Annotated in this window: 21 protein-coding genes; 18 read left to right on the forward strand and 3 right to left on the reverse strand. The window is 47.1% G+C overall.

Annotated features, from left to right (window positions below; all coding sequences use genetic code 11):
• Window positions 1-49 precede the first annotated feature (49 nt).
• Together AABA11_RS16270 and recG are read left to right on the forward strand one after the other, a co-directional pair.
• Window positions 50-955: a hydrogen peroxide-inducible genes activator gene (locus tag AABA11_RS16270; RefSeq protein ID WP_265727466.1), complete on the forward strand. Its 906-nt coding sequence runs from the start codon at window positions 50-52 to the stop codon at window positions 953-955.
• A gap of 9 nt (window positions 956-964) precedes the next feature.
• Window positions 965-3,046 (forward strand): ATP-dependent DNA helicase RecG, encoded by a 2,082-nt coding sequence (gene recG / locus AABA11_RS16275; protein ID WP_338269509.1) that lies wholly within the window; start codon window positions 965-967, stop codon window positions 3,044-3,046.
• Between the two features lie 24 nt (window positions 3,047-3,070).
• Here recG and lrp read toward each other — a convergent pair whose 3' ends face one another.
• Window positions 3,071-3,547, reverse strand: coding sequence for a leucine-responsive transcriptional regulator Lrp (gene lrp, locus AABA11_RS16280; protein ID WP_265727465.1), 477 nt, complete (start codon window positions 3,545-3,547; stop codon window positions 3,071-3,073).
• 554 nt (window positions 3,548-4,101) lie between these two features.
• On the opposite strand from lrp, the gene AABA11_RS16285 reads away from it, so the two are divergent.
• The 9 genes from AABA11_RS16285 to phoR all read left to right on the forward strand — a co-directional run bounded on the left by AABA11_RS16285 (window position 4,102) and on the right by phoR (window position 13,269).
• Window positions 4,102-5,127, forward strand: coding sequence for an amino acid ABC transporter substrate-binding protein (locus tag AABA11_RS16285; protein ID WP_265727464.1), 1,026 nt, complete (start codon window positions 4,102-4,104; stop codon window positions 5,125-5,127).
• Window positions 5,128-5,238: 111 nt separating this feature from the next.
• Window positions 5,239-6,414 carry an amino acid ABC transporter permease gene (locus tag AABA11_RS16290; protein ID WP_265727463.1) on the forward strand — a complete coding sequence of 392 codons (1,176 nt, stop codon included), beginning with the start codon at window positions 5,239-5,241 and terminating at the stop codon, window positions 6,412-6,414.
• Between the two features lie 10 nt (window positions 6,415-6,424).
• Entirely contained in the window at window positions 6,425-7,525 is a 1,101-nt protein-coding gene (locus AABA11_RS16295) for an amino acid ABC transporter permease (RefSeq protein ID WP_265727462.1), read from the forward strand.
• A 22-nt stretch (window positions 7,526-7,547) separates the two neighbouring features.
• A complete protein-coding gene (locus AABA11_RS16300) occupies window positions 7,548-8,327 on the forward strand; it encodes an amino acid ABC transporter ATP-binding protein (RefSeq protein ID WP_322783802.1) in 780 nt (259 codons plus the stop codon).
• 97 nt (window positions 8,328-8,424) lie between these two features.
• Complete coding sequence (locus AABA11_RS16305) at window positions 8,425-9,693, forward strand: HDOD domain-containing protein (RefSeq protein ID WP_265727461.1); 1,269 nt, start codon at window positions 8,425-8,427, stop codon at window positions 9,691-9,693.
• 8 nt (window positions 9,694-9,701) lie between these two features.
• The gene (locus AABA11_RS16310; protein WP_265727460.1) at window positions 9,702-10,277 is read left to right on the forward strand and encodes a chorismate--pyruvate lyase family protein; all 576 of its coding nucleotides are present in this window, start codon (window positions 9,702-9,704) and stop codon (window positions 10,275-10,277) included.
• Window positions 10,274-11,128, forward strand: coding sequence for a 4-hydroxybenzoate octaprenyltransferase (gene ubiA / locus AABA11_RS16315; protein ID WP_338269516.1), 855 nt, complete (start codon window positions 10,274-10,276; stop codon window positions 11,126-11,128). Before AABA11_RS16310 ends, ubiA begins: the two co-directional genes overlap by 4 nt.
• 84 nt (window positions 11,129-11,212) lie before the next feature.
• Window positions 11,213-11,908: a phosphate regulon transcriptional regulator PhoB gene (gene phoB / locus AABA11_RS16320; protein WP_338269518.1), complete on the forward strand. Its 696-nt coding sequence runs from the start codon at window positions 11,213-11,215 to the stop codon at window positions 11,906-11,908.
• Entirely contained in the window at window positions 11,905-13,269 is a 1,365-nt protein-coding gene (phoR, locus tag AABA11_RS16325) for a phosphate regulon sensor histidine kinase PhoR (RefSeq protein ID WP_338269520.1), read from the forward strand. The genes phoB and phoR overlap by 4 nt, the downstream gene beginning before the upstream one ends.
• 64 nt (window positions 13,270-13,333) lie before the next feature.
• Here phoR and AABA11_RS16330 read toward each other — a convergent pair whose 3' ends face one another.
• Together AABA11_RS16330 and cysZ are read right to left on the reverse strand one after the other, a co-directional pair.
• Window positions 13,334-14,176 (reverse strand): response regulator, encoded by an 843-nt coding sequence (locus tag AABA11_RS16330; RefSeq protein ID WP_338269523.1) that lies wholly within the window; start codon window positions 14,174-14,176, stop codon window positions 13,334-13,336.
• A complete protein-coding gene (gene cysZ / locus AABA11_RS16335) occupies window positions 14,176-14,955 on the reverse strand; it encodes a sulfate transporter CysZ (protein ID WP_265727404.1) in 780 nt (259 codons plus the stop codon). Before cysZ ends, AABA11_RS16330 begins: the two co-directional genes overlap by 1 nt.
• 319 nt (window positions 14,956-15,274) lie before the next feature.
• Between cysZ and AABA11_RS16340 the strand changes: the two genes are divergently transcribed.
• The 7 genes from AABA11_RS16340 to AABA11_RS16370 all read left to right on the forward strand — a co-directional run bounded on the left by AABA11_RS16340 (window position 15,275) and on the right by AABA11_RS16370 (window position 23,343).
• Complete coding sequence (locus AABA11_RS16340) at window positions 15,275-16,885, forward strand: peptide ABC transporter substrate-binding protein (RefSeq protein ID WP_338269525.1); 1,611 nt, start codon at window positions 15,275-15,277, stop codon at window positions 16,883-16,885.
• A gap of 109 nt (window positions 16,886-16,994) precedes the next feature.
• Window positions 16,995-17,915 carry an oligopeptide ABC transporter permease OppB gene (gene oppB / locus AABA11_RS16345; protein ID WP_338269527.1) on the forward strand — a complete coding sequence of 307 codons (921 nt, stop codon included), beginning with the start codon at window positions 16,995-16,997 and terminating at the stop codon, window positions 17,913-17,915.
• Window positions 17,916-17,927: 12 nt separating this feature from the next.
• Window positions 17,928-18,854, forward strand: a complete 927-nt coding sequence (gene oppC / locus AABA11_RS16350) for an oligopeptide ABC transporter permease OppC (RefSeq protein ID WP_265727407.1) — start codon at window positions 17,928-17,930, stop codon at window positions 18,852-18,854.
• 9 nt (window positions 18,855-18,863) lie between these two features.
• On the forward strand, window positions 18,864-19,853 hold the full coding sequence (gene oppD / locus AABA11_RS16355; protein ID WP_338269530.1) for an ABC transporter ATP-binding protein: 990 nt from the start codon (window positions 18,864-18,866) through the stop codon (window positions 19,851-19,853).
• Window positions 19,853-20,857: a murein tripeptide/oligopeptide ABC transporter ATP binding protein OppF gene (gene oppF, locus AABA11_RS16360; RefSeq protein WP_338269532.1), complete on the forward strand. Its 1,005-nt coding sequence runs from the start codon at window positions 19,853-19,855 to the stop codon at window positions 20,855-20,857. Before oppD ends, oppF begins: the two co-directional genes overlap by 1 nt.
• Window positions 20,858-21,021: 164 nt before the next feature.
• Window positions 21,022-21,522 carry a putative pterin-binding protein gene (locus tag AABA11_RS16365; RefSeq protein ID WP_265727410.1) on the forward strand — a complete coding sequence of 167 codons (501 nt, stop codon included), beginning with the start codon at window positions 21,022-21,024 and terminating at the stop codon, window positions 21,520-21,522.
• Between the two features lie 3 nt (window positions 21,523-21,525).
• Entirely contained in the window at window positions 21,526-23,343 is a 1,818-nt protein-coding gene (locus tag AABA11_RS16370; RefSeq protein ID WP_338269534.1) for a sensor histidine kinase, read from the forward strand.
• Window positions 23,344-23,359 lie beyond the last annotated feature (16 nt).

The following is a 23,359-nucleotide window of genomic DNA, read 5'->3' on the forward strand; positions in this document are numbered from 1 at the left end:
GTATTATCATAGTTATTAACAATGAATCGACCACGTCAGAGGGTGTGCTATGACATTAACGGAATTGAAATACATTGTAATGCTAGCAGAAGAAAAGCATTTCGGTCGCGCTGCCGATCGCTGTTATGTGTCACAACCAACGCTTAGCGTTGCCGTTAAAAAGCTTGAAGAAGAGCTTGGTGCAGCGATTTTTGAACGCAGCAAAAGCTCCGTTTACATCACCCCACTAGGCGAGCAAATCATCACCCAAGCCAAGCGAGTGTTGGATCAGGCCAACATGATCAAAGAACTGGCCAGCTCTGGAAAAAACCAACTAAAAGGCCCGCTTCGTGTCGGAGCCATTTATACCATTGCGCCGTATTTGTTCCCGTTTATGATTCCTGCGCTGCACAATGCCACATCAGAGATGCCCTTAGTCATCGAAGAAGACCTCACTGAAAACTTGCGTCCTAAGCTGCGTAACGGCGAGTTAGACGCCATTATCGTCGCCTTGCCATTTCGTGAGCCTGACGTCGTCACACAGCCGATTTATGAAGAAGAATTTGTGGTTTTGATGCCCAAAAAACACCCTTGGACAGCATTAAAAAGCATAGAGACCGATCAACTTTCTACCGACAATCTGTTGCTACTTGGCAAAGGTCACTGCTTTAGTGAACAAGTATTAGAAGCGTGCCCGATTGTCAGCGACAGCGAGTTCAATGAAGGACGCACCATTGTTAACGGCAGTTCATTGGAAACCATTCGCTACATGGTGGCGTCAGGGTTGGGAGTGACGGTGTTACCAAAATCCGCCGTGACCAATATCAATCATGATCTTTTGGAAGTTCGCCCATTCACTGCACCTGCTCCTAAACGCACCGTGGCATTGGCGTGGCGCGCCAGCTTCCCTCGACCAAAAGCAATCGAAGTGGTCAGCCAATCCATTCGTGAAGCTTGCAAGCATCTGGATTTATAAGCCAACAGCATGATGGATGGATTAGATACTCAGGATGTGCGCGAGCTAAAAGGCGTCGGCGATGCCATGGCAGAGAAGCTCGCCAAGCTGCATCTCCACACCGTACAAGACTTGCTGTTTCATTTGCCGATCCGGTACCAAGACAGAACGCGCGTGGTGCCGATCGGCTTGCTGCGGTTTGGTGACGAGGCTGTTATTGAAGGCCAGATTACAGGCAGCGAAATAAAAATGGGCAAACGCCGCAGTTTGCTGTGTCGGATTAAGGATCATACCGGCACCCTGTGCTTACGCTTCTTTCATTTTTCCGCCGCGCAAAAGAAACAGCTGGAAGCCGGCAAACGCGTGCGCTGCTTTGGTGAGATTCGCCGCGGCAGCACAGGGTTCGAAATCTATCACCCAGAATACAAAGTCATTGGCGAGGACGAAACACAGGAGGAGACAGCACAACTCACGCCCATCTATCCCCTGACCGAAGGTTTAACGCAAACCAAGATTCGCCAACTGTGTGAACAAGCGCTAGCGCGTTTAACGCCTTACAATTTACAAGAATGGCTACCCGATGAAATCCGCACGCAATTCAGCCTGCCGCCACTGAGTGATGCCATCCATTTTCTGCATCACCCGTCGAGAGAAGCCAACCTCGAATTGCTGCGATCAGGCAGCCATCCTGCGCAATACCGGTTGTCTTTCGAAGAACTGATGGCGCATCAGCTTTCCTTAATAGGCAAACGCATGAAAGCCAAACAAGATGCCGCAATTAAGGTTCAAACCGCAGGTGAATTAAGCCAACGACTGTTGCAACAATTGCCCTTCTCGCCCACCAATGCGCAAAGCCGAGTGTTTCAAGAGATTCTCACAGACCTAGGCGCAGGTCATCCGATGTTGCGCTTAGTACAAGGAGATGTTGGCTCAGGGAAAACCTTGGTTGCCGCTTTAGCTGCTGCGTCCGTCGTACAGGCAGGCTATCAAGTGGCTATCATGGCTCCCACCGAAATACTGGCAGAGCAGCATTACAATAACTTTCGTCAGTGGTTCAAACCCTTGGGGCTTAACGTCGCGTGGATGATTGGAAAACTCAAAGGCAAAGTGCGAGAAAAAGAGCTCGCCGACATCGCTTCAGGTGCCGCGCACATTGTGGTCGGCACTCACGCACTGTTTCAGGATACGGTTGAATTTGACCGTTTGGCGCTGGCGATTATTGATGAACAACATCGCTTTGGCGTACACCAACGCATGGCCTTACGAGAAAAAGGCATGAAACATGGCTTTCAGCCTCATCAGCTCATCATGACCGCCACTCCCATTCCTCGTACCCTAGCCATGTCAGCGTATGCGGATTTAGATTGTTCCATCATTGATGAGCTTCCACCTGGACGAACGCCAGTCAACACCATCGTGGTATCGGATCAGCGTCGCCAAGAGGTCATTGATCGAGTAAAGAGCGCCTGTGAAGAAGGCAAACAAGCCTATTGGGTTTGTACCTTGATTGAAGAATCCGAAGCCCTGCAATGCCAAGCCGCTGAAGACACGGCGATTTTGCTACAAGAACAATTGGGCAATTTGTCCATTGGCTTGGTACACGGTCGACTCAAAGCACAAGAAAAAGCCGACATCATGGCCAAATTCAAAGCAGGCGAGATTCAATTGCTGGTCGCGACCACTGTGATTGAAGTGGGTGTCGACGTGCCTAATTCCAGCTTAATGGTCATCGAAAACCCAGAACGACTCGGGCTGGCGCAACTCCATCAGCTGCGTGGACGCGTTGGGCGAGGTCAAGCCGCCAGCCATTGTGTGTTGCTTTATAAAGCGCCACTGGGACAACAAGGTAAAGAGCGACTGTCTACCATGAGAGAAACCAGTGACGGCTTTAAAATCGCAGAAAAAGACCTCGAATTACGCGGGCCAGGGGAATTACTCGGTACACGACAAACCGGCCTATGGGAATTCAAAGTAGCGGATTTACAACGTGATAAGAACTTGCTGGATGATGTTCAAAAGGCCGCTAGCCTGCTACACAGCCGATACCCTGACAGAGTATCGCCGTTATTGTCGAGGTGGCTTCCCAACCACGACCAATACCTTAATGTGTAACCGCTCGCTAAAAAAATGGGGGAACTAGGGAATATTGACCACGGTGGTGCTTTTCACTTCTTCCATTGCGACATAAGTACGAGATTCACGAACGTGCGGCAATGTTAACAACGTCTCACCAAGCAAAAGACGATACGAATCCATATTCGATACGCGCGCTTTTAACAGATATTCAAAGTCCCCAGCAATGAGATGGCACTCTAGTATTTCTGGAATTTCAGTCACAGCGGCTTTGAATTCATTGAAGCCTTCAGGGGATGTTGTTTTAAGGCGAATCTCAACAAACACAAGCAATCCAGCGTCTACTTTTTTGGGATTAACGAGCGCGCAATAACCGGTAATGTAACCGTTACGCTCCAAACGACGCACACGCTCTAAACAAGGCGTGGCACTCAGTCCAACGCGACTCGCCAACTCCACATTTGATAAGCGACCATTGATTTGCAGCTCACGAAGAATTTTTTTGTCTAAGCGATCAAGGGGTTTTGCTGAGTTATCCATCTGGTATGGATCTCCTTACATGCCTTCAAGTAATGTCCAAGTCTACCATGCAGATTGCAAATTATGGAAAGTGCTTTATTCAATATATTGCGTAAGGTTATTCAAATAAAGCACAACAAAATTCATCGGCGCACCAAAAGAATGCATAAATTTAACTTTTAGCAATAAATACTTACAAAAAAGTTAAAAGCGCCCTGTTTGCGTGCATCGATAGAATTTCAGATGCTTTGAAACCCTCATGAACTCTGACATTCAGAAGAAATGCATTCCGTTTTTTTTAATGAGCTCATTGTGCTTTTTCAACAAAAAAAGTGTAATAAATGCGCATTTCCTATCATAGAGATGAGATTTTATCCTTGACTACACTTCAAAAGAGTAATTCTATAGGGGGATGTGGCGATCTTTTAGAGGAATCGTCTGCATATACCCTACAACAAGAATAATTACATGTTGGCATCAAATTTGCTTAGACAATAAATACTGAGATTACAATTCTGAACTGTAAAATTCAGCAAGATAACAACATATATAAAACGCCTGGGAGGCTCAATACAATGAAATCGAATGTTACTAAATTACTTTCGACTGCCGCGATCGCTGCAACTATCAGTGCTGGCGCAGCTGCTGCAACGTTAGATGACGTGAAAGCTAAAGGTTTTGTTCAATGTGGTGTTAGTACTGGTGTTCCAGGCTTCTCAAATGCAGACGATAAAGGTAACTGGTCAGGCATCGACGTTGACGCATGTCGTGCTACTGCTGCCGCTATCTTTGGCGACGGCCAAAAAGTAAAATTCACCCCTCTTTCAGCGAAAGAACGTTTCACAGCACTACAGTCTGGTGAAATCGATGTTCTTGCTCGTAACACAACGTGGACTTACACGCGTGATGCGTCTCTAGGTCTAGACTTCACCGCGGTTAACTTCTACGACGGTCAAGGCTTCATGGTTCGTAAAGATTTGGGTGTTAACTCAGCATTAGAACTTGCTGGTGCAACAGTGTGTACTGAGCAGGGTACTACGACTGAATTGAACATGGCGGACTTCTTCCGTAAGAACAAAATGTCTTACGTTCCTGTTGTCGTACAAAAAGCTGACGAAGCGTTAGCGGCTTATGACTCTGGTCGTTGTGATGTATACACTACAGATAAATCTGGTCTAGCGGCTCACCGTACAAAACTAGCCGATCCATCTGCACACGTGATCTTGCCAGAAACTATTTCTAAAGAACCATTAGGTCCTGTCGTTCGTCACGGCGACAACCAGTGGAAAGACATCGTAACTTGGGCCATGTTCGTTCAAGTTAACGCGGAAGAAATGAACATCACGTCTAAAAACGTGGCTAAGATCAAGAGCGAAACAACAGACCCAGGCATCAAACGTCTACTAGGTGTTGAAGGCGATATGGGTGCTCAGCTAGGTCTACCAGCAGATTGGGCTTATAACGTTATCGCTCAAGTAGGTAACTACGGTGAAGTGTTCGAACGTAACGTTGGTCCATCTACTCCTGTAGATCTTCCACGTGGTCTGAATGCACTATGGACTGAAGCGGGCGGCATCATGTATGCGCCACCAGTTCGTTAATACCTAAAGCGACCTACCTGCTTGGGTATTTGCTCAGCGGCTACATAACAGCCGCTGAGTTTCTCCCCCCTTTCTTACACATCTGACGAGCATTTAATTGCCTGAACCAAGATGAGCGAAAATACTAATCCTAGTAATAACAGCCTTTTGAATGATGCTGGCACTCGTGCCATGATCTTTCAAATTGTGCTGCTGGCTATGGTGGTTTTTGCGGGTTACTACCTATTTAGCAACCTACAAGCCAACTTAGACAACCGAGGAATTTCTACAGGTTTTGCCTTTTTCAATGAACCTGCTGGCTTTCCAATCCTTATTCACCTTATTGAATACACTGAAGCCAATACTTACGGACGCGCGTTTGTTGTTGCCCTCATCAATACGTTTGTTATTTCCTTATTGGGGATAATTTTGTCCACCGTGATTGGCATCGTCATGGGCTTGGCACGATTATCAAAAAACTGGTTAGTGGCACGTTTGGCTACGGTTTATATTGAAACCTTGCGTAACATTCCATTGCTGCTGCAAATGTTCTTTTGGTATTTTGCGGTTCTTGCGGCACTGCCAGCGCCACGTGACAGTTACGAATTTGCTGACTTTTTACTGAACAAACGTGGTATTTACTCTCCGAATCCAATCACTCAAGATGGATTTGGTTTGGTTATTTTTGGCTTTTTCCTTTCAATCGCCGCCGCGGTTGGCCTTATTATTTGGGCTAAAAAGCGTCAAACTAGAACCGGTTTGTGGTTCCCAGCGTATTGGTCTTCTCTTGGCTTGATTGTAGGGATCACATTCCTATTCTTGGCCATCGCAGGATTTCCAATTGAGTTTGATCTACCACAGAAAAGTCGTTTTAACGTAACCGGCGGAATGGTGTTACCACCAGAATTTGTCGCCGTATTGGTGGCGCTATCTACCTATACTGGTGCGTTTATCGCTGAAATCGTTCGTGCAGGCATATTGTCTGTAAACTGGGGACAAACCGAAGCGGCTCGCTCTTTGGGATTGCGTGACAATCTTACTCAGCGACTCATCGTTTTACCTCAAGCTTTACGTGTCATTATTCCACCTCTGACCAGTCAGTACTTGAACTTAGCGAAGAACTCCTCTTTGGGCGCCGCCATTGCTTACCCAGAGTTAGTTGCGGTGGTAATGGGCACAACGCTTAACCAGACAGGTCAGGCGATTGAAACCATTGGTCTTTGTATGTTGGTGTATGGTTCATTAAGTCTATCGATTTCGGTATTCATGAACTGGTACAACAACAAAATGTCATTAGTAGAGCGCTAGGAGGTAAATCATGACTATTATATTTAAACCGTCCCCTAGCCTTCCACCACCAGTGACGTCTGTTGGGGCTGTCGCGTGGGTTCGTCAAAATCTATTTTCGTCCCCGCTGAATATCTTTCTCACGTTCTTTAGCGCTTATGTTATCTATTTGTTGCTGCCTCCAGTTATACAATGGGCATTCATAGATGCAACGTGGGAAGGGACTTCTAAGGCATCTTGTACGGCTGGTGGCGCATGTTGGGCCTTTATAGCCGTCTATTTCGATCAGTTTATGTATGGTTTATACCCAGAAGCTGAAACGTGGCGCATCAATTTAGCGGTCATTATGCTGGTATTGATGGTCGGTGCGTTTGCTATCAAGGCAGTCAATAAACTGTACCTTTCTATCGCGATTATCGTGGTGTATCCGATCGTGGCTTACTTTTTGTTTGCTGGCGGTGTGTTCGGCCTAGAAAAAGTAGAAACCTCTTTGTGGGGTGGTCTTTTCCTTACCGTACTGCTCGGTGTGATCGGTATTGTGGCGTCGTTCCCATTAGGGATTGTGCTCGCGCTTGGTCGACGTTCTGAGATGCCCATTGCAAAGTCTGTGTGTGTGGTCTTTATCGAAACCATTCGTGCGGTACCGTTAATCACCATCTTGTTCATGGCGTCCGTAATGATTCCATTGTTCTTGCCGGAAGGCCTGAATTTCAACAAGTTGTTGCGTGTACTGATTGGTATCACGCTATTCTCTGCCGCTTACATGGCCGAAGTAGTACGTGGTGGTTTACAAGCCATTCCAAAAGGACAATATGAAGCCGCTGATGCCATGGGATTAACCTATTGGCAGTCGATGATTCTTGTGATTTTGCCACAAGCTCTAAAGCTGGTTATTCCGGGTATCGTGAACTCCTTCATTGCTTTGTTCAAAGACACAACCCTAGTATACATCGTTGGTATGTTTGACTTCTTAGGTCGAATCCAAGCCGCTAACCATGACTCAAACTGGCTAGGGACAACGGTTGAAGGTTATGCTTTTGCAGGCTTTATCTATTGGGCTATCTGCTTTGGTATGTCACGTTATAGTATGGCTCTCGAGCGTAAGTTAGAAACTGGGCACAAGCGAAATTAGTTAAGAATTTGAGGTCTTTATTATGACAGATACAAATATGGCTCGTGCCCAACTAGCGCAGGGCGAAGAAGCAATCATCGAATTTAACGATGTAAACAAATGGTACGGCGATTTTCATGTACTAAAGAACATAAATTTCAGCATCAAAAAAGGCGAGCGCATTGTTGTGTGTGGTCCTTCTGGTTCTGGTAAATCCACCATGACGCGTTGTATCAACCGTCTTGAAGAGCACCAAAAAGGCACGATCTTGGTCGATGGTGTTGAGATGAACAACAACTTGAAAAACATCGAAGCGATCCGTAAAGACGTGGGCATGGTGTTTCAACACTTTAACTTGTTCCCTCACCTAACCATTTTAGAAAACCTGACATTGGCGCCAATTTGGGTTCGTAAAACGCCTAAAAAGCAAGCGGAAGAAATGGCGATGCATTACTTGGAACGCGTAAAAATCGCTAACCAAGCATTGAAATATCCAGGCCAGTTATCTGGTGGTCAACAGCAACGTGTGGCGATCGCTCGTGGTTTGTGCATGCAGCCTCGCATCATGCTGTTTGATGAGCCAACTTCTGCACTTGACCCTGAAATGATCAAAGAAGTATTGGACGTCATGGTTCAGCTAGCGGAAGAAGGCATGACCATGGTGTGTGTAACACACGAAATGGGCTTTGCTAAAACCGTCGCTGACCGCGTTGTGTTCATGGATGCCGGTGAGATTGTCGAGGCTAACGAGCCTCACGAGTTCTTCGAAAATCCTCAACACGACCGTACTCAGATGTTCTTAAGCCAAATTTTGAATCACTAATCACTTAGTATTCAGAACTGAAACTTAAAATCTGTTATATTCTCAAAGCCCCTTATTGGGGCTTTTTTTATCGTCGTCATTCATTACAGGAAATATCATGGAAGCCTCCATTAACCTTCAGCCAGCTCAAAAACTTCGTGTGGTGCATTTAGCCGACCACACAGGTCGTTTGCAGGTTATTTTTCCTGAAAGCAATATGCTAGATATCTCAGCGGTGTCTCGTATCACCAAACGTCGCTTTGAGCCTGTAAACCACTACCATGTTTCTGGCGACCCATTAATCAAGCCGAACAGCGTGAACACTCTGCTCGAAGCCAGCATGTTGAAAGAATCTGTCTTTTCAATTCGCACCAAGGTCGGTGGACAATATCGCAACATCACCTCCGCCGAATTGGAAAATATGTTCTCCGGTCCTTTGAACCGATTCGAAAACATCTCGATTAACGCTCAACTCATTAAGCCTTCCGTAGAAAATCACGAAGACGACGAAGAACAAATTTTAGAAGCACTCGGGCGTTTTCAATCCATTCGATTGAAACAGCGCATCGAAGAAACCCTAGAAATCCCGCCATTGCCCGCGTCTTCACACCGCATTATTCGCCTGTCGACCGATAAATCCGCTGGCACGGACGAGCTGTGCGAAGTGATTGCATTAGATCCAAGCTTAGCCGCGCAAGTCATTAGCTGGGCATCGTCGCCCTATTACGGCGCTCCGGGTTCTATTGAATCGGTCGAAGACGCTATTATTCGTGTTCTCGGTTTTGACATGGTGATGAACCTCGCGCTAGGCCTGTCTATGGGCAACGCGTTCCAAGCACCAGAAGATGGCCCTCGACATTACGAAGATTTTTGGCTGGATTCTGTCTCCAATGCTGTGTTGATGGAGGCGTTGGTTAAATCTATGCCCGTTCAGGATCGACCAAAGCTAGGCCACGCTTACCTTGCAGGCTTGCTTCATAACTTTGGTTATTTGGCCATTAGCACCATTTTACCGCCGCATTTTTCGATTTTGTCTCGCTATCAAGAAGCCAATGCTCACTTGCCTTCCGACGTCATTGAGATGCAGATTCTGCATTTCACCAAAGAACAACTTGGGTCTTGGCTGCTGCGTTACTGGAGCTTACCAGACAATATTTGGATGGCCATTCGCTACAGCAAAAAACCACATTATTATGGAGAACACGCCATGCTAGCCAAGCTGCTGTATGTCTCCTATCAATTGCGCCATAACGGTACAATTGAGCCGTCCGTCTTATTAGAAATAGGGTTATCGCTTGAAGAAGCTGAGTCCTGCCGAGATCAGATTTACCAAAAATCAGCAGAGCTGCACAAAATGGTCGCCCTAATCAACAAAATGAACGCATAACCTTTCGTATGACAGTGAAGAAAAAAGCGGTCATGAACGCGTCTGCCGCCCAGCAATTCGACTATCGCTGGGCACCGGTACATCGTGTTAACAAAGTAAAGGTTACGCAGAATTTATGGCCTTGGCTTATTACTCATGATTCTCTCACCGCTCGCCTTAAATGCCTTGGCACACTCACTGTCGAGGTCTTAGAAGACTCATGGGGAACACCAACAGCGAGAGAGAAAAAGCGCCTTAAACTGCGCCCAAGAGAAGCCGCCAGAATTCGTACCGTGTTGCTAAAAGTCGATGGCATCCCTCTGATCTACGCCCGATCCATTATTCCTGCTCAGTCTTTAAAAGGTCATTGGCGCCAAGTCAAACACCTGCAAGACAAGCCTTTGGGCGGCTATCTATTTCAGCATCGCGCCTTGATTCGCAGTGGCATTGAAATAACACAACTGCCAAAATCCATGTTCCCTCATCAACCGCAAGCCGTCTGGGCTCGGCGCTCCGTGTTTCACCAATTTGGACCAGGAATTTTGGTCAATGAAGCATTTTTTGATGAACTCAACCACGTAAAACCTTTGTCTGGATTCTTATGAACAAGCTGCAAGATTACGCCGAACTAACCCGCTTTAACCGTCCAATTGGCTCATTTTTATTAATGTGGCCAACACTGTGGGCTTTATGGCTGGCGGCCGATGGCATGCCACAATGGCATTTGGTGATTATCTTTATCTTAGGCGTTTTCAGCATGCGCTCAGCAGGTTGCGTCATTAACGATTACGCCGACAGAAAAGTTGATGGCTTTGTAGATCGCACTAAAAATCGACCATTACCATCGGGGCGAGTGTCTGAAAAAGAGGCGCTTTTACTGTTTGGTGTACTGTCGATATTAAGCTTTGTCTTGGTATTGTTTACCGACCTACAAACCATTTTGCTGTCATTTGTCGGCTTGGGGCTTGCTGCTCTGTACCCATTCATGAAACGATACACCCATCTGCCTCAGCTTTTTCTGGGTTTGGCTTTTTCTTGGGCCATTCCAATGGCTTACAGTGCACAAGGTGGCGCACTTACCGACCCAGAGCTGTGGATGCTGTTTGTAGCAAACTGTTTTTGGACAATCGCCTACGACACTTATTACGCGATGACCGATCGCCCTGACGACCTAAAAATCGGCATCAAATCAACCGCCATCCTCTTTGGACGCTACGATTTGTTCATCATTGTGTGTTTACAGGGATTCACCTTGTCTTTATTGACATGGATAGGTGTGTTAGCCGAACTCCATTGGCTATACTTTGTGTCTCTCGTAATGTGTATTGGGCTTTTTTATCAACAGTTTAAACAAGCTAAGGACCGCGATCGCCAAGCTTGCTTCCGCTCCTTTTTAGACAATAACCGGATTGGTTACTGTGTCTTTATAGGCTTGGTTTTAAGCTATTTTATGTAATATATGGCAAAGTTGTGACAGTTTAACTAAATTGTCACATTAGGTCGCTTTAATGAAACCGTTCCTGAGATGAGGATAAATCCTGTGACCGGTAAAAAAGTATTAATTATTGACGACGAGTCTTCCATACGCGAAATGATCGCCATTGCACTTGAAATGGCGGGTTACGAGTATCTGGAAGCAGAAAACATTCAGCAAGCCCATGAAATTATTGTGGATCACCGTCCTGACCTAATCCTTGTTGATTGGATGATGCCAGGTGGCAGTGGCATAGAGCTCACTCGCCGACTCAAAAAAGACACCACGACGGCAGAAATTCCGGTCATTATACTGACCGCGAAAAGTGAAGAAGACAACAAGATCCAAGGACTAGAAGTTGGCGCTGACGACTATATTACCAAGCCTTTTTCACCTCGTGAGTTGGTTGCTCGACTCAAAGCTGTGCTACGCCGCGCAACGCCTCAAGGGGTTGATGAACCAATTGAAATAGAAGGATTGGTCTTGGATCCGATTAGCCAACGCGTCACCATTGGCAGTCGTCCTTTGGAGATGGGACCTACCGAATACCGTTTACTCAAATTTTTGATGACTCACCAAGAGCGCGCGTATTCTAGGGCTCAGTTATTAGATCAAGTATGGGGTGGAAACGTCTACGTTGAAGAACGTACCGTTGATGTCCATATTCGTCGTTTACGCAAAGCCATAGGCAGTACGCACGATTTCTTGATACAAACCGTACGAGGAACAGGCTACCGCTTCTCAGCAAAAAGGTCCGTATGAAAACAGTTTGGCGAAACACCATCATTACTTGGTTAGCAGGTCTTGCGGCCTGCATTGTTATTGGCTTTATTATCGGACAAGTCTTAGGTGTTTTGCTGCTGTACGTTTTGGGCTCTTTGTATTGGCAGCTGTATCAACTGTATCAATTCCATAACTGGTTACGTCATTCAGGTCGCGCAGCGCCCCCAGAAACACGCGGAATTTGGGGCGAAGTGTTTGATGCGGTTTACCGTCTGCAGAAAAAACAGCGCAAATCCAAGCGCCGAATGCGCCAAGCGTTAACCCGTATCGAAAGCTCCACAACCGCCTTGAAAGAAGGCGTAATCATGGCGGATAACCAAGGCAATTTAGAATGGTGGAACAACTCCGCTGGGCATTTTCTTGGCTTGGTTCGCCACGCTGATCGCGGACAAGTCATTACCAATATCGTCCGCAACCCAGACTTTTTCCGCTATTTCAGCCAAAAGCGTTTTGGTGAACCCTTGGTCATCAAATCGCCCGCCAAAGATGGCGTGTATTTGGAAATCCAAACCACCTTATACGATAAAAATGACCACCTTATCTTTGTACGTGATGTGACGCGCTTGCACCTACTGGAGCAAATGCGCAAAGACTTTGTGGCCAACGCATCTCACGAATTAAAAACGCCGCTGACCGTGATCAAAGGGTATTTAGAAACCCTAGATATGTTCAAAGACAGCCTGCCAAAAAGCATGCAAAAAGGCATCGTGAATATGTCAGAACAATCTGAGCGTATGGAGCAGCTGATTGAAGATTTGCTGTTGTTGTCACGCTTAGAAAGCAATGATAAGCGCGAAGAAAACCAGTGGCACAAGGTCACAGACATTATTCAAGCCATCACCAATGCCATGGGGCCAATTCTGACCGACTCGCATACGCTACAGCTTCATATCCCTGAAGAAGCACGGCTATATGGCTCCTACAAAGAGCTGTACAGCGCATTTTCTAATTTGATCGTCAACGCCGTAAAGTATTCGCCCGATGGCGGTAACATCACGGTGAAATGGGAATCCAGCGAATTTAATGGGGTATTTTCAGTTCAGGATACCGGTATTGGCATCGACCCAAGGTACATCCCTAGACTGACAGAACGCTTCTTTAGAGTCGACAAAGGTCGAGGCTCAAAAACGGGCGGTACGGGACTCGGGCTAGCGATTGTGAAGCATGTTCTTTTGCACCATGAAGCCAAACTGCAAATACGCAGCCAGCCAGGTTTTGGCAGCACATTCTCTTGTCACTTTCCCGCGAGTCGGACACGCAATGACGCCATGACCGCCATCGCCTTTCAAAGCGACAATACCCAGAACCAAACAGACGACTCACTCAACATATCAAACTAAACTCTTGCCCTGCCTTCGGTCCGCTCAAAGGCAGGGCAATGACAATCTACTCACAATCACGCCATTACAAACTGTCGAACAACTGAGCGATAAACGCTTCTTTCTCGCTGTCTTGGTCTATCAAACCCAGCACTACGGTTAAAAAAGTCGAGTCTGGCTTTTTCTCAGTCGTTGCCACAGATTGAATAAAGTAGTTTAAACGATTCACCGTACCGTCGAATTCCAAATCCAAAACCGCTTGACCCAATACTTGCGGCACCACGTCATCACTTTTAATGAACATGGTCGCTTCGGTTTTACTAAACTGAACAATCATGCAGCGAAACTGTTTGCCTTCAAAGCGAACCAAAGTGGGCACTTTAACGTCTTTTACCGACACCGCGGGGGCATCTGGGTTGGTAAACTTCGTGGCCTGCACAGGGCTTGCCTTACCCGCGCCCATTAAGACATCTAACGATGCCGCGCTTACGCCGCCAGGAGAAATAGATTCACGCGGTTTTTGCGACGACAACTTACGCTCAATGCCATGTTTTTTCGCAGCAGACACCACCTTATTGATCAACTGCTCACTGGAAAACGGCTTACCCAAATAATCCGTCACACCAGACTGAACCGCTTCGACCACATGACTTTTATCACCACGGCTGGTGATCATCACAAAAGGCACATCTTCCTTTTTGTATTTTGGCTGCTCGCGGCACCATTTAAGCAATTCAACCCCCGTCATTTCGGGCATTTCCCAATCACAAAGCACAATATCAAACTGTGTTTTGTTCAACATTTGCTGAGCTTTGCGACCATTCACCGCTTCATCAATCTCGACCGCGGGAAATTGCTTACGCAAAGTCCGTCGTATCAAATCTCGAGTAAAAGAAGCATCATCTACAACCAATATTTTTAATGACATCACAACATTCCTTTCGAGCGATCTAACAAGGCAGAAAAATCCCCATGTTGTGATCTAAAAACCGTAATCCACAATAACGTAGCGGCCACGACCGCAATCGGCATCACAAATAAATTAAAGAACGGGATCGTCAAGCACACCATCACAATGCCACCAAATGTCCAGCACAATAACGGTTTCGCACGTAACGCCATTCTCATGTCGTGAAACTTTACCTTGTTGTTATCAAACGCATAATCCATGTATTGCAACGACAACATCCATGCGGAAAACAGCAACAACAACACCGGAGCAATGACATTCACCAACGGTATAAAAGACAACAGCAGCAGCAAGACAAAACGCGGCAAGAAATACAAAATTTTCTGACACTCACGCTGCAAACTGCGCCCCACAATAGCGGCCAACGCACCAGCGGACAGTGTTTCGTCAAAGACTTTCCCCGTCTCTTTTTCCTCTACTTTTTCCGCCAAAAACGCCATAAACGGCGCGGCCAAAATGTTCACCCCGACCGAAAAACTGTAGAACAAAAGCACACTGATAATGGCGCCAAAAATGAGGTAAAACAGCCAATTCAAAAACGAAACCCACTCTGGTAAATACCCCATCGCAGAATCCATCAACGTCTGAAAATAGCTAAACGCCACCATATAAAGCAGACCCATTAGCACAAAATTGGCCAATAAAGGCACCAGAATAAACAATCGTAACTCTTTTGAAAAAACCAATGGAAACGCTTTTAAAAAGGCCCCAGCTGCTTTAAATGGGTGAGTGATCACAATAACGTATGTCCTTTTTCAACTAAATTTTACCAAGAAACCCAGAGTACCATGCTGGCTTTCACGGCTCCACAACGCTCTTATCAATAATGGCAATCCTTTCTATCTTCATGCTTTGCGTTGATTTACCTCGTCCATGTAACCCCCCTTTCAACAACCTGACATTTATTAGACGCATGGGGCGATACGCAATTTCGATTGTGACCTTTAGTGAATTGGTGAACTATGAAAATGTAAGGCGAATACCCACCTGTGCGGATATCGCGCCTCATTATAAAAAAGAGCACACAGAACAACTCACATTAGGAATACACATAAAATGAAAAAAACACTACTCGCCAGCGCGATTCTGGCAACCTCATTGATCGCCATGCAAACACACGCCGCCAACGTTCCAGCGGGCGTAGAATTAGCCGCTAAACAAGAACTTGTTCGTGGCGGCGGCGCAGAGCCCGCAACACTTGATCCACAAAAAATGGAAGGCACGCCCGGCTCTATCCGTTCCAAGGATTTGTTCGAAGGTTTGTACAACCAAGATGGCGACGGCAACCAAATCCCAGGCGTAGCCACAAGCTACGATGTCAACGCCGACAACACACAATACACATTTCACCTTCGCAAAGACGCAAAATGGTCTAACGGCGACCCAGTGACAGCCGAAGACTTTGTTTACGCCTTCACGCGCGCGGTTGACCCTGCATTGGCCTCGCCTTACGCGTGGTTCATGGAAATCCCATCCATCGTCAACGCAACAAAAATCATTGCCGGTGACGCTGCGCCTTCAACCCTTGGCGTAAAAGCGCTCGACGCTTACACATTTCAAGTCTCACTTGAACGCCCTGTGCCTTACTTTGTAAAAATGACCTCGCATCAAACTATGTTCCCTGTGCCGAAGAAGGTAGTTGAGAAATGGGGCGATGATTGGACGAAACCAGAACACATGGTATCGAACGGCGCGTACAAAATGGACGAGTGGATCGTCAACGAAAAAATGGTCTTCACTCGCAACAAGCACTACTGGAACGACGCAAAAACCATCATCAACAAAGTCACTTACTTGCCGATTGAATCGCCAAACGCCGAGCTAAAACGTTTCCAAGCAGGTCAAATGGATCTAAGTTATGAGATCCCGAATGACCACTTTAAACAACTAATGCGTGATATTCCGGATCAAGTTGTCGTAACGCCAAAACTGGGTACTTATTACTACCAGTACAACACAACCAAAGCGCCATACAACGACGTTCGCGTGCGCAAAGCCTTGTCTTACGCCATTGACCGAGACGTGATTACTAAGTTTGTAACGGGAACAGGTGAACTTCCTGCGTACTCTTTCACGCCAGAAGTCGTCAACGACTTTTCACCTGCTACCCCAGAATACGCGACATGGACCCAAAAAGAGCGTAATGAAAAAGCCAAAGAACTGTTAGAAGAAGCGGGCTTCACGAAAAGTAACCCTCTGTCTTTCAGCTTGCTTTACAACACCAACGAAAACCACAAGAAAATCGCCATTGCGATCGCATCAATGTGGAAGAAAACCTTGGGCGTGAACGTCACATTGGAAAACCAAGAGTGGAAAACCTACCTAGAAACGAAAAAACATCAGCAATTTGATGTCGCGCGTGCTGGCTGGATCGGTGACTACAACGAAGCGTCTACCATGCTGGATCTTTTAACCACCACTCACGGTAATAACGACGGTAAATACAGCAACACGGAATACGACAAGCTATTGCACGATGCGCGCACCATGCAGCACCCTGCGGCGAACTACAACAAAGCAGAAGAAATCGCCATCGAGCAAGACATGGCCGTTGCGCCTATTTACCAATACACCGAAAAACGTTTGGTAAAAAGCTACCTAGGCGGCTACATGCCAAACCCAGAAGACAACGTTTACGTGCGCGATATGTACATCATCAAACACTAACGATCTGCTCTTGAAAAACAGGCTCAGCGGTTCTCCGCTGAGCCTCTCTTGAACTTCCTACAGGTTCCTAACATTAGCCGCTAAACACGCGTCTAATCCGGTAATTTTTATGCTGACATTTATTTCAAAACGCATTTTAGAAGCCATCCCAACCTTGTTGATTTTAATCACGGTGTCTTTTTTCTTAATGCACTCTGCGCCTGGCAGTCCATTTTCCAGCGAGCGCACCCTGCCACCCGAAGTGTTGGCCAACATTAACGCCAAATACCATTTGGACGAACCCGTCATTAATCAGTATTTCTATTACCTTGGCGGTTTGTTACAGGGCGATTTAGGCCCCTCTTTTCGCTATAAAGATTTCACCATTAACGAGCTGATCGCGCAGAGCTTTCCCGTGTCGGCAGAGATCGGCATTTGGTCCTTTCTTGTTGCGCTGTTGATCGGTGTCGGTTGTGGTGTTATCGCGGCATTGCGCCAAAACTCATGGTGGGATTACAGCGTCATGGGCTTTGCCAACCTAGGCATTGTGTTACCTAACTTTGTATTAGCTCCTTTGTGTATCCTATTTTTCTCCATTTATAACCATTGGCTACCTCCGGGTGGTTGGAATGGTGGCGCGTGGCCTTACTTGGTGATGCCGGTCATTGCCATGTCCACCAGCTACATTGCTCAAATCGCGCGTATCACACGGGGCAGCATGATTGAAACCATGCACTCCAACTTCATTCGTACCGCGCGCGCTAAAGGCTTGCCGAAATACCGCATCATTTTTCAACACGCCTTGCGCCCTGCCATGCTGCCCGTTATTTCCTACCTTGGGCCAGCGTTTGTCGGCATTGTTACTGGCTCGGTGATTGTGGATGTGTATTTTGGTACCGGCGGTATCGGTCAGCACTTTATCAATGGCGCATTGAATCGTGACTATTCCATGGTGATGGGTGTGACGATTTTGGTCGGCACATTGACGATTTTGTTCAATGCCGTCGTCGATATTTTATACGCCGTTATTGATCCGAAAATTCGCTACTAAGGCCACACAATTATGATGACTACAAAAGACAAGGTTCAGGCCGTCGAGCAGTTCGCCGAAAAAGTGGTGGAAGTCGAAGGCCGCAGTTTATGGCAAGACGCTCGCCGTCGTTTTTTTTCAAACCATGCCGCCGTGACCAGCTTGATTGTGCTGGCCATTATTGCGGCCATTGCGTTAGTGGGGCCTTTTTTCAGCCAATGGAATTACGACGATATCGACTGGGAAGCGCTGTCCGACATCGCTGTATTGGGACGTCCCAACATTGAAAACGGTCACTACTTTGGTACCGACACATTAGGCCGCGATATTTTTGTTCGTACTATGCAAGGCGGGCAAATTTCCTTACTGGTCGGCATCATGGGCAGCGCCGTGGCGATTGTCATTGGCACACTTTACGGTGCCGCCTCCGGTTACATTGGTGGACGCGTTGACAGCGTGATGATGCGTTTCTTAGAAATTCTGAACTCTTTCCCTTTCATGTTCTTCGTGATCATTTTGATGACCTTATTTGGTCGTCATATCTTTTTGATCTTTGTCGCCATTGGCGCGATTTCGTGGCTCGACATGGCGCGGATCGTTCGTGGTCAGACCTTAAGCCTGAAAAACAAAGAATACATCGAAGCCGCTTACGCTTGCGGTGTGTCGACGCCGAAAATCATCTTGCGCCACATTGTGCCAAACGTACTCGGTATCGTTGTCGTTTACGCCACCTTGTTGGTACCAAACATGATCTTGCTAGAGTCTTTTATTAGCTTCTTAGGGCTGGGCGTTCAAGAACCCATGACCAGCTGGGGCGCGTTGATTTCTGAAGGCGCGCAGAACATGGAGATTGCCATCTGGCAATTGGCTTGGCCGCTTGGTTTCCTAGTCGTGACACTGTTTTGTTTTAACTTCCTCGGCGATGGCTTACGCGATGCGCTTGATCCAAAAGACCGCTAAGGAGGCCTTATGAACTTATCAACCAAAAAAACGTTATTAGAAGTCAATAACCTAAAAGTGAACTTCAGAACACCCGATGGGTTTGTGACCGCGGTGAACGACCTCAATTTCACCCTAGCACAAGGGGAAACCCTCGGCATCGTAGGCGAGTCTGGCTCAGGCAAAAGCCAAACCGCATTTGCTCTTATGGGCTTATTGGCGGGCAATGGCGTGATTGAAGGGGAAGCGCGCTTTAACGAGCAAAACATTCTGACCCTGAATGAAAAAGCCATGAACCGCATTCGCTCCAAAGAAATCGCGATGATTTTCCAAGATCCAATGACCTCATTGAATCCCTACATGAAAGTCGGCAAGCAGCTGATGGAAGTTTTGATATTGCACAAAGGCATGAGCAAAGCCGAAGCCTTTGAAGCCTCGGTGAAGATGCTCGACGCGGTAAAAATGCCCGAAGCGCGCAAACGCATGAACATGTATCCACACGAATTTTCTGGCGGCATGAGACAGCGTGTGATGATTGCGATGGCGTTATTGTGCCAGCCTAAACTCTTGATCGCCGATGAGCCAACCACCGCCCTAGACGTCACCGTACAGGCTCAAATTCTGACCTTGCTGAACGAATTAAAAGACGATTTCAATACTTCCATCATTATGATCACTCATGACTTGGGCGTGGTCGCCGGTTTATGCGATAAGGTTCTCGTGATGTACGCAGGCCAGACCATGGAATACGGCAGCGCCGAAGACGTGTTCTATCGTCCTACGCATCCGTACACACAAGGCTTGCTTAAAGCCATTCCTCGTCTAGATGCCAATGACGAGTACCTTTCAACGATTCCGGGCAACCCACCTAACTTACTGCATTTGCCAACGGGCTGCCCATTTCAAGCACGTTGTGAATTTGCTCAAGATCGCTGTGGAGAAAGCATGCCGTCACTGCAAGAGTTCGCACCGGGTCAACTACGAGCGTGTCATAAATCCGTTGATGGGTGGGTCGCCTAATGAATACTGCAAACAGCAAGGTATTAATGGAAGTGAACAATCTAAAAGTTCACTTCAACATCAAATCAGACAACGCGTGGCCTTGGGAAAAAGGCCAAGCACTCAAAGCCGTGGATGGCGTTAATCTAACCATTTACGCTGGCGAAACGCTTGGGGTGGTGGGTGAATCCGGTTGTGGTAAATCCACACTGGCACGCGCTTTATTGCGTCTTGTGCCCATTACGGAAGGCAACGTGGTTTGGCTTGGACAAGACCTGACGGATCTTGATAAAAAACAAATGCGCAGCAAACGCCAAGCGCTGCAAATGATCTTCCAAGATCCCTTGGCGTCCCTGGATCCTCGTATGACTGTGGGCGATATCATCGCAGAACCGCTTAGAACCTTTCGTCCAGAATTATCAAAAGAAGCGGTAAAAGCCGAGGTTCGCGCCATCATGGATCGCGTGGGTTTATTGCCAAACGTGATCAACCGCTACCCGCATGAATTTTCTGGTGGTCAGTGTCAGCGTATCGGCATTGCGCGCGCGTTAATCCTCAAGCCGAAGTTAGTGGTGTGTGACGAACCCGTATCGGCGTTGGACGTGTCCATCCAAGCTCAGGTCGTAAACTTGTTGAAAGAGTTGCAGGCGGAAATGGGCTTGTCGTTGGTGTTTATTGCCCATGATTTGAGTGTGGTAAAACACATTTCAGATCGCGTTTTGGTGATGTATTTGGGCAATGCGGTGGAATTAGCCAGCAAGCAATCGCTGTACGATCATCCTCGCCACCCTTACACCAAAGCCTTACTGTCTGCAGTGCCTGTGCCAGATCCTAAAATCGAACGCGGTAAGAAAATCGAGCTTTTAGCTGGCGATTTACCTTCCCCCATTAGCCCGCCTTCAGGCTGTGTGTTCCGCACGCGCTGTCCTCATGCAAACGAAGGTTGTGCCCAGCAAAAACCCATTTTGCAAGCCGTCTCTAGCGAGCACCAAGCCGCTTGCTCACGTTTGGCTGACATTCCCTAATAAGCGGGTTTGGTCTTTCTTGTACGCCGCACTGAGACTTCTCAGCGCGGCGTATTCGTATCCTAACTGTAATGTTCTGTTATCTGCGCTTAGTATTCGCCCACAAACCTCTCATTTTTGTCTATCATTGACTCTCTTTTTCTGAAGGGTGTTAGGGATCCACTATGCGTTTACTTTTCTCTTTTTTGTTACTGATTTTGGCCAATAATACAGTGGCGGCGGACATGGCCGACACGCCAACAGGTCGCGTTATTTTGACCGTGTCTGGCGCCATTAACACCAAACTCAACGCCACATTTGATTTAGCCATGCTGGATGCCTTGCCTCAATATACCATCACCACTCACACCCCTTGGACGCAAGGACTGCACACCTATCGTGGCTTTTCTGCGGTTGATTTACTCGACCACTTAGGCAGCACAGGCACCTTGTTGCAAATCACCGCACTCAACCAATATATGACCGAAGTTCCCCTGAGCGACTTTCTCGACAATGGAGCGATTTTCGCGACGCGCCAAGATGGCAGAGAAATCAGTGTGCGCAATCTTGGGCCCATCATGGTGATCTACCCTTTTGACGAACGCGAAGAGCTCAAGTCAGAGCGAATTTATGGGCGCTCCATTTGGCAAGTGTCCCACATCAAATCGATCGTCTTAACGGAGTAATCCATGCGCCTGTTTCAGAAAAAGATGTGGCTCTCTGTTTTTAAGCAATGGCTGTTATACGGTTTTATTGTCCTAGTTATTGTCATCACGCTGGCGGTCTTTAGCATCATTACCCACACCAGTGACAGCTCGAAAAACAACAGCCGCCGCGTGTTTGAAAGTGCGCTGTGGAATGCCCTTCAGCTGCAATTGCAGTCCTATCGTTTTCTGAACTATTTAATCGAGCTAGACCAGACAGCGACGTCACTCAACGGTGACGCTTTCTTTGAATATGACCTGCTGATGAGCCGCGTTGACCTGCTAAGAGAAGGCGATGTGGCGACCTTGGTACGGAACTTTGAAAGCGGCCGTACGACGCGATTACTCAATATCATTAATGGCGAACTCGAATTACTGAGTTTTCAGCTGTCAAAAATCGAAGGCGGCGACTTTGCGTATCTGCCCACCTTGGTGGAAAGAATCAAAAGCATCGATACGCAGATCAATGAATTTGTCACCTTGGTCAACAAGGGAAGCAATAACTACATATCATCTCAACACCAAAAGCTGCAAAAGAACTTAGACGACATTCAGCTGTTGTCGATCATGTTGCTCGCTTGCTTGTTTTGTCTGTGCTTTTTTATCATCAAAGGAGTCTCCGAACTCAAGCGCGTTGTTAGGCGAAATAACGCTCTCAACGTCAATATTCAAGCGGTACACGAAGACAAAGCCCGTACCTTGGCGTTCGTTAACCAAGAAACACGTAGGCCTATCCACGCGATTTTGGGAGCGGCCAGCGCACTCAACAATCCCACTCCCCCCAATAACACCGCCGCGCTGTCAAAACACATAGAAGAATCAGGGCATCAACTACTGCAAATCATCGAGATGCTCTCGGATTTGTCTCTGATTGATGCCCAAAAACTCACGCTGACGCAAACCACAGAGCGACTGCAACCGCACATCGAAAATTGTCTCACGCAATTTGATGGTCATATGGCTCGCAAAGGACTGCAAAGTATGGTGTATGTTGACCCAGCCCTGCCGCCTTACATCAGTGTCGACTTCATGAGAATCAAAGAGATCTTGGTCGCGCTGGTCAAAAACGCCATTGCTCATACCTCGTCCGGCAGCATCAGCTTACAAGTTCGACCTTCGGCCTCCGCTGCGCCGTCTTTGCCACTGCCGTCTGGCATAAGCGAAATCCGCGTGTTGCAAATCGCCCTGAGAGACACAGGCCAAGGCATGCCCGATGAATTACAGCAAAGCCTAAGAGCCAACCCTACCCTCCCTATGCAAAAAGAAGGGCCTCTGCCAAGCACCGTCGGTTTGGATTTGGCACTGTGCCACAAACTGGTGTACCTCATGCAAGGCGAAATGCATTTCTCCTGCGCGCCGCAAAAAGGCTGTGAATTTTGGGTAGACATCCCCTTCTATGTACCAGAAAAGCAGCCAGAAGACGCAAAGCAAAACGCCTTAATGTGGCCTGAAAACACGCAAATATTGCTCATAGAAACCGACCCACAGCTTGCCAAAATCATCAGTTTGCAGCTGACGGCGTTGCAGCTTGACGTCATTCTAGCCAAAGACGGAAGCCTGCAAGACAACCACAACAGCGATCTTATTATTGTGGGTAACAGCCCAAAATTTGAACGCGATGGTCACGACGCCTTACAGCAATGGAAAAGCCGAGCTTGCCCGGTATTGAGCTACAATCCACAGGCTATAAACCACCCAGAGTCATCGGTAAAAGCGCTGCATTTTCCATTGACGCAAAGCCAACTAGAGCGGTTAATTACCAGCCTTTTAACCGATCTAAAAAAACGATCAAAAAACCAATAAAAAATAATCCGTAAAA

This window comes from Marinomonas pontica, from assembly GCF_036322735.1.
Taxonomy (GTDB): domain Bacteria; phylum Pseudomonadota; class Gammaproteobacteria; order Pseudomonadales; family Marinomonadaceae; genus Marinomonas; species Marinomonas pontica.

Coding starts and splice junctions, on each gene's coding strand:
- AABA11_RS16270 (WP_265727466.1), top strand. CDS start 50: ATGACATTAACGGAATTGAAATACATTGTAATGCTAGCAGAAGAAAAG.
- recG (WP_338269509.1), top strand. CDS start 965: ATGATGGATGGATTAGATACTCAGGATGTGCGCGAGCTAAAAGGCGTC.
- lrp (WP_265727465.1), bottom strand. CDS start 3,547: ATGGATAACTCAGCAAAACCCCTTGATCGCTTAGACAAAAAAATTCTT.
- AABA11_RS16285 (WP_265727464.1), top strand. CDS start 4,102: ATGAAATCGAATGTTACTAAATTACTTTCGACTGCCGCGATCGCTGCA.
- AABA11_RS16290 (WP_265727463.1), top strand. CDS start 5,239: ATGAGCGAAAATACTAATCCTAGTAATAACAGCCTTTTGAATGATGCT.
- AABA11_RS16295 (WP_265727462.1), top strand. CDS start 6,425: ATGACTATTATATTTAAACCGTCCCCTAGCCTTCCACCACCAGTGACG.
- AABA11_RS16300 (WP_322783802.1), top strand. CDS start 7,548: ATGACAGATACAAATATGGCTCGTGCCCAACTAGCGCAGGGCGAAGAA.
- AABA11_RS16305 (WP_265727461.1), top strand. CDS start 8,425: ATGGAAGCCTCCATTAACCTTCAGCCAGCTCAAAAACTTCGTGTGGTG.
- AABA11_RS16310 (WP_265727460.1), top strand. CDS start 9,702: ATGACAGTGAAGAAAAAAGCGGTCATGAACGCGTCTGCCGCCCAGCAA.
- ubiA (WP_338269516.1), top strand. CDS start 10,274: ATGAACAAGCTGCAAGATTACGCCGAACTAACCCGCTTTAACCGTCCA.
- phoR (WP_338269520.1), top strand. CDS start 11,905: ATGAAAACAGTTTGGCGAAACACCATCATTACTTGGTTAGCAGGTCTT.
- AABA11_RS16330 (WP_338269523.1), bottom strand. CDS start 14,176: ATGTCATTAAAAATATTGGTTGTAGATGATGCTTCTTTTACTCGAGAT.
- AABA11_RS16340 (WP_338269525.1), top strand. CDS start 15,275: ATGAAAAAAACACTACTCGCCAGCGCGATTCTGGCAACCTCATTGATC.
- oppB (WP_338269527.1), top strand. CDS start 16,995: ATGCTGACATTTATTTCAAAACGCATTTTAGAAGCCATCCCAACCTTG.
- oppC (WP_265727407.1), top strand. CDS start 17,928: ATGATGACTACAAAAGACAAGGTTCAGGCCGTCGAGCAGTTCGCCGAA.
- oppD (WP_338269530.1), top strand. CDS start 18,864: ATGAACTTATCAACCAAAAAAACGTTATTAGAAGTCAATAACCTAAAA.
- oppF (WP_338269532.1), top strand. CDS start 19,853: ATGAATACTGCAAACAGCAAGGTATTAATGGAAGTGAACAATCTAAAA.
- AABA11_RS16365 (WP_265727410.1), top strand. CDS start 21,022: ATGCGTTTACTTTTCTCTTTTTTGTTACTGATTTTGGCCAATAATACA.
- AABA11_RS16370 (WP_338269534.1), top strand. CDS start 21,526: ATGCGCCTGTTTCAGAAAAAGATGTGGCTCTCTGTTTTTAAGCAATGG.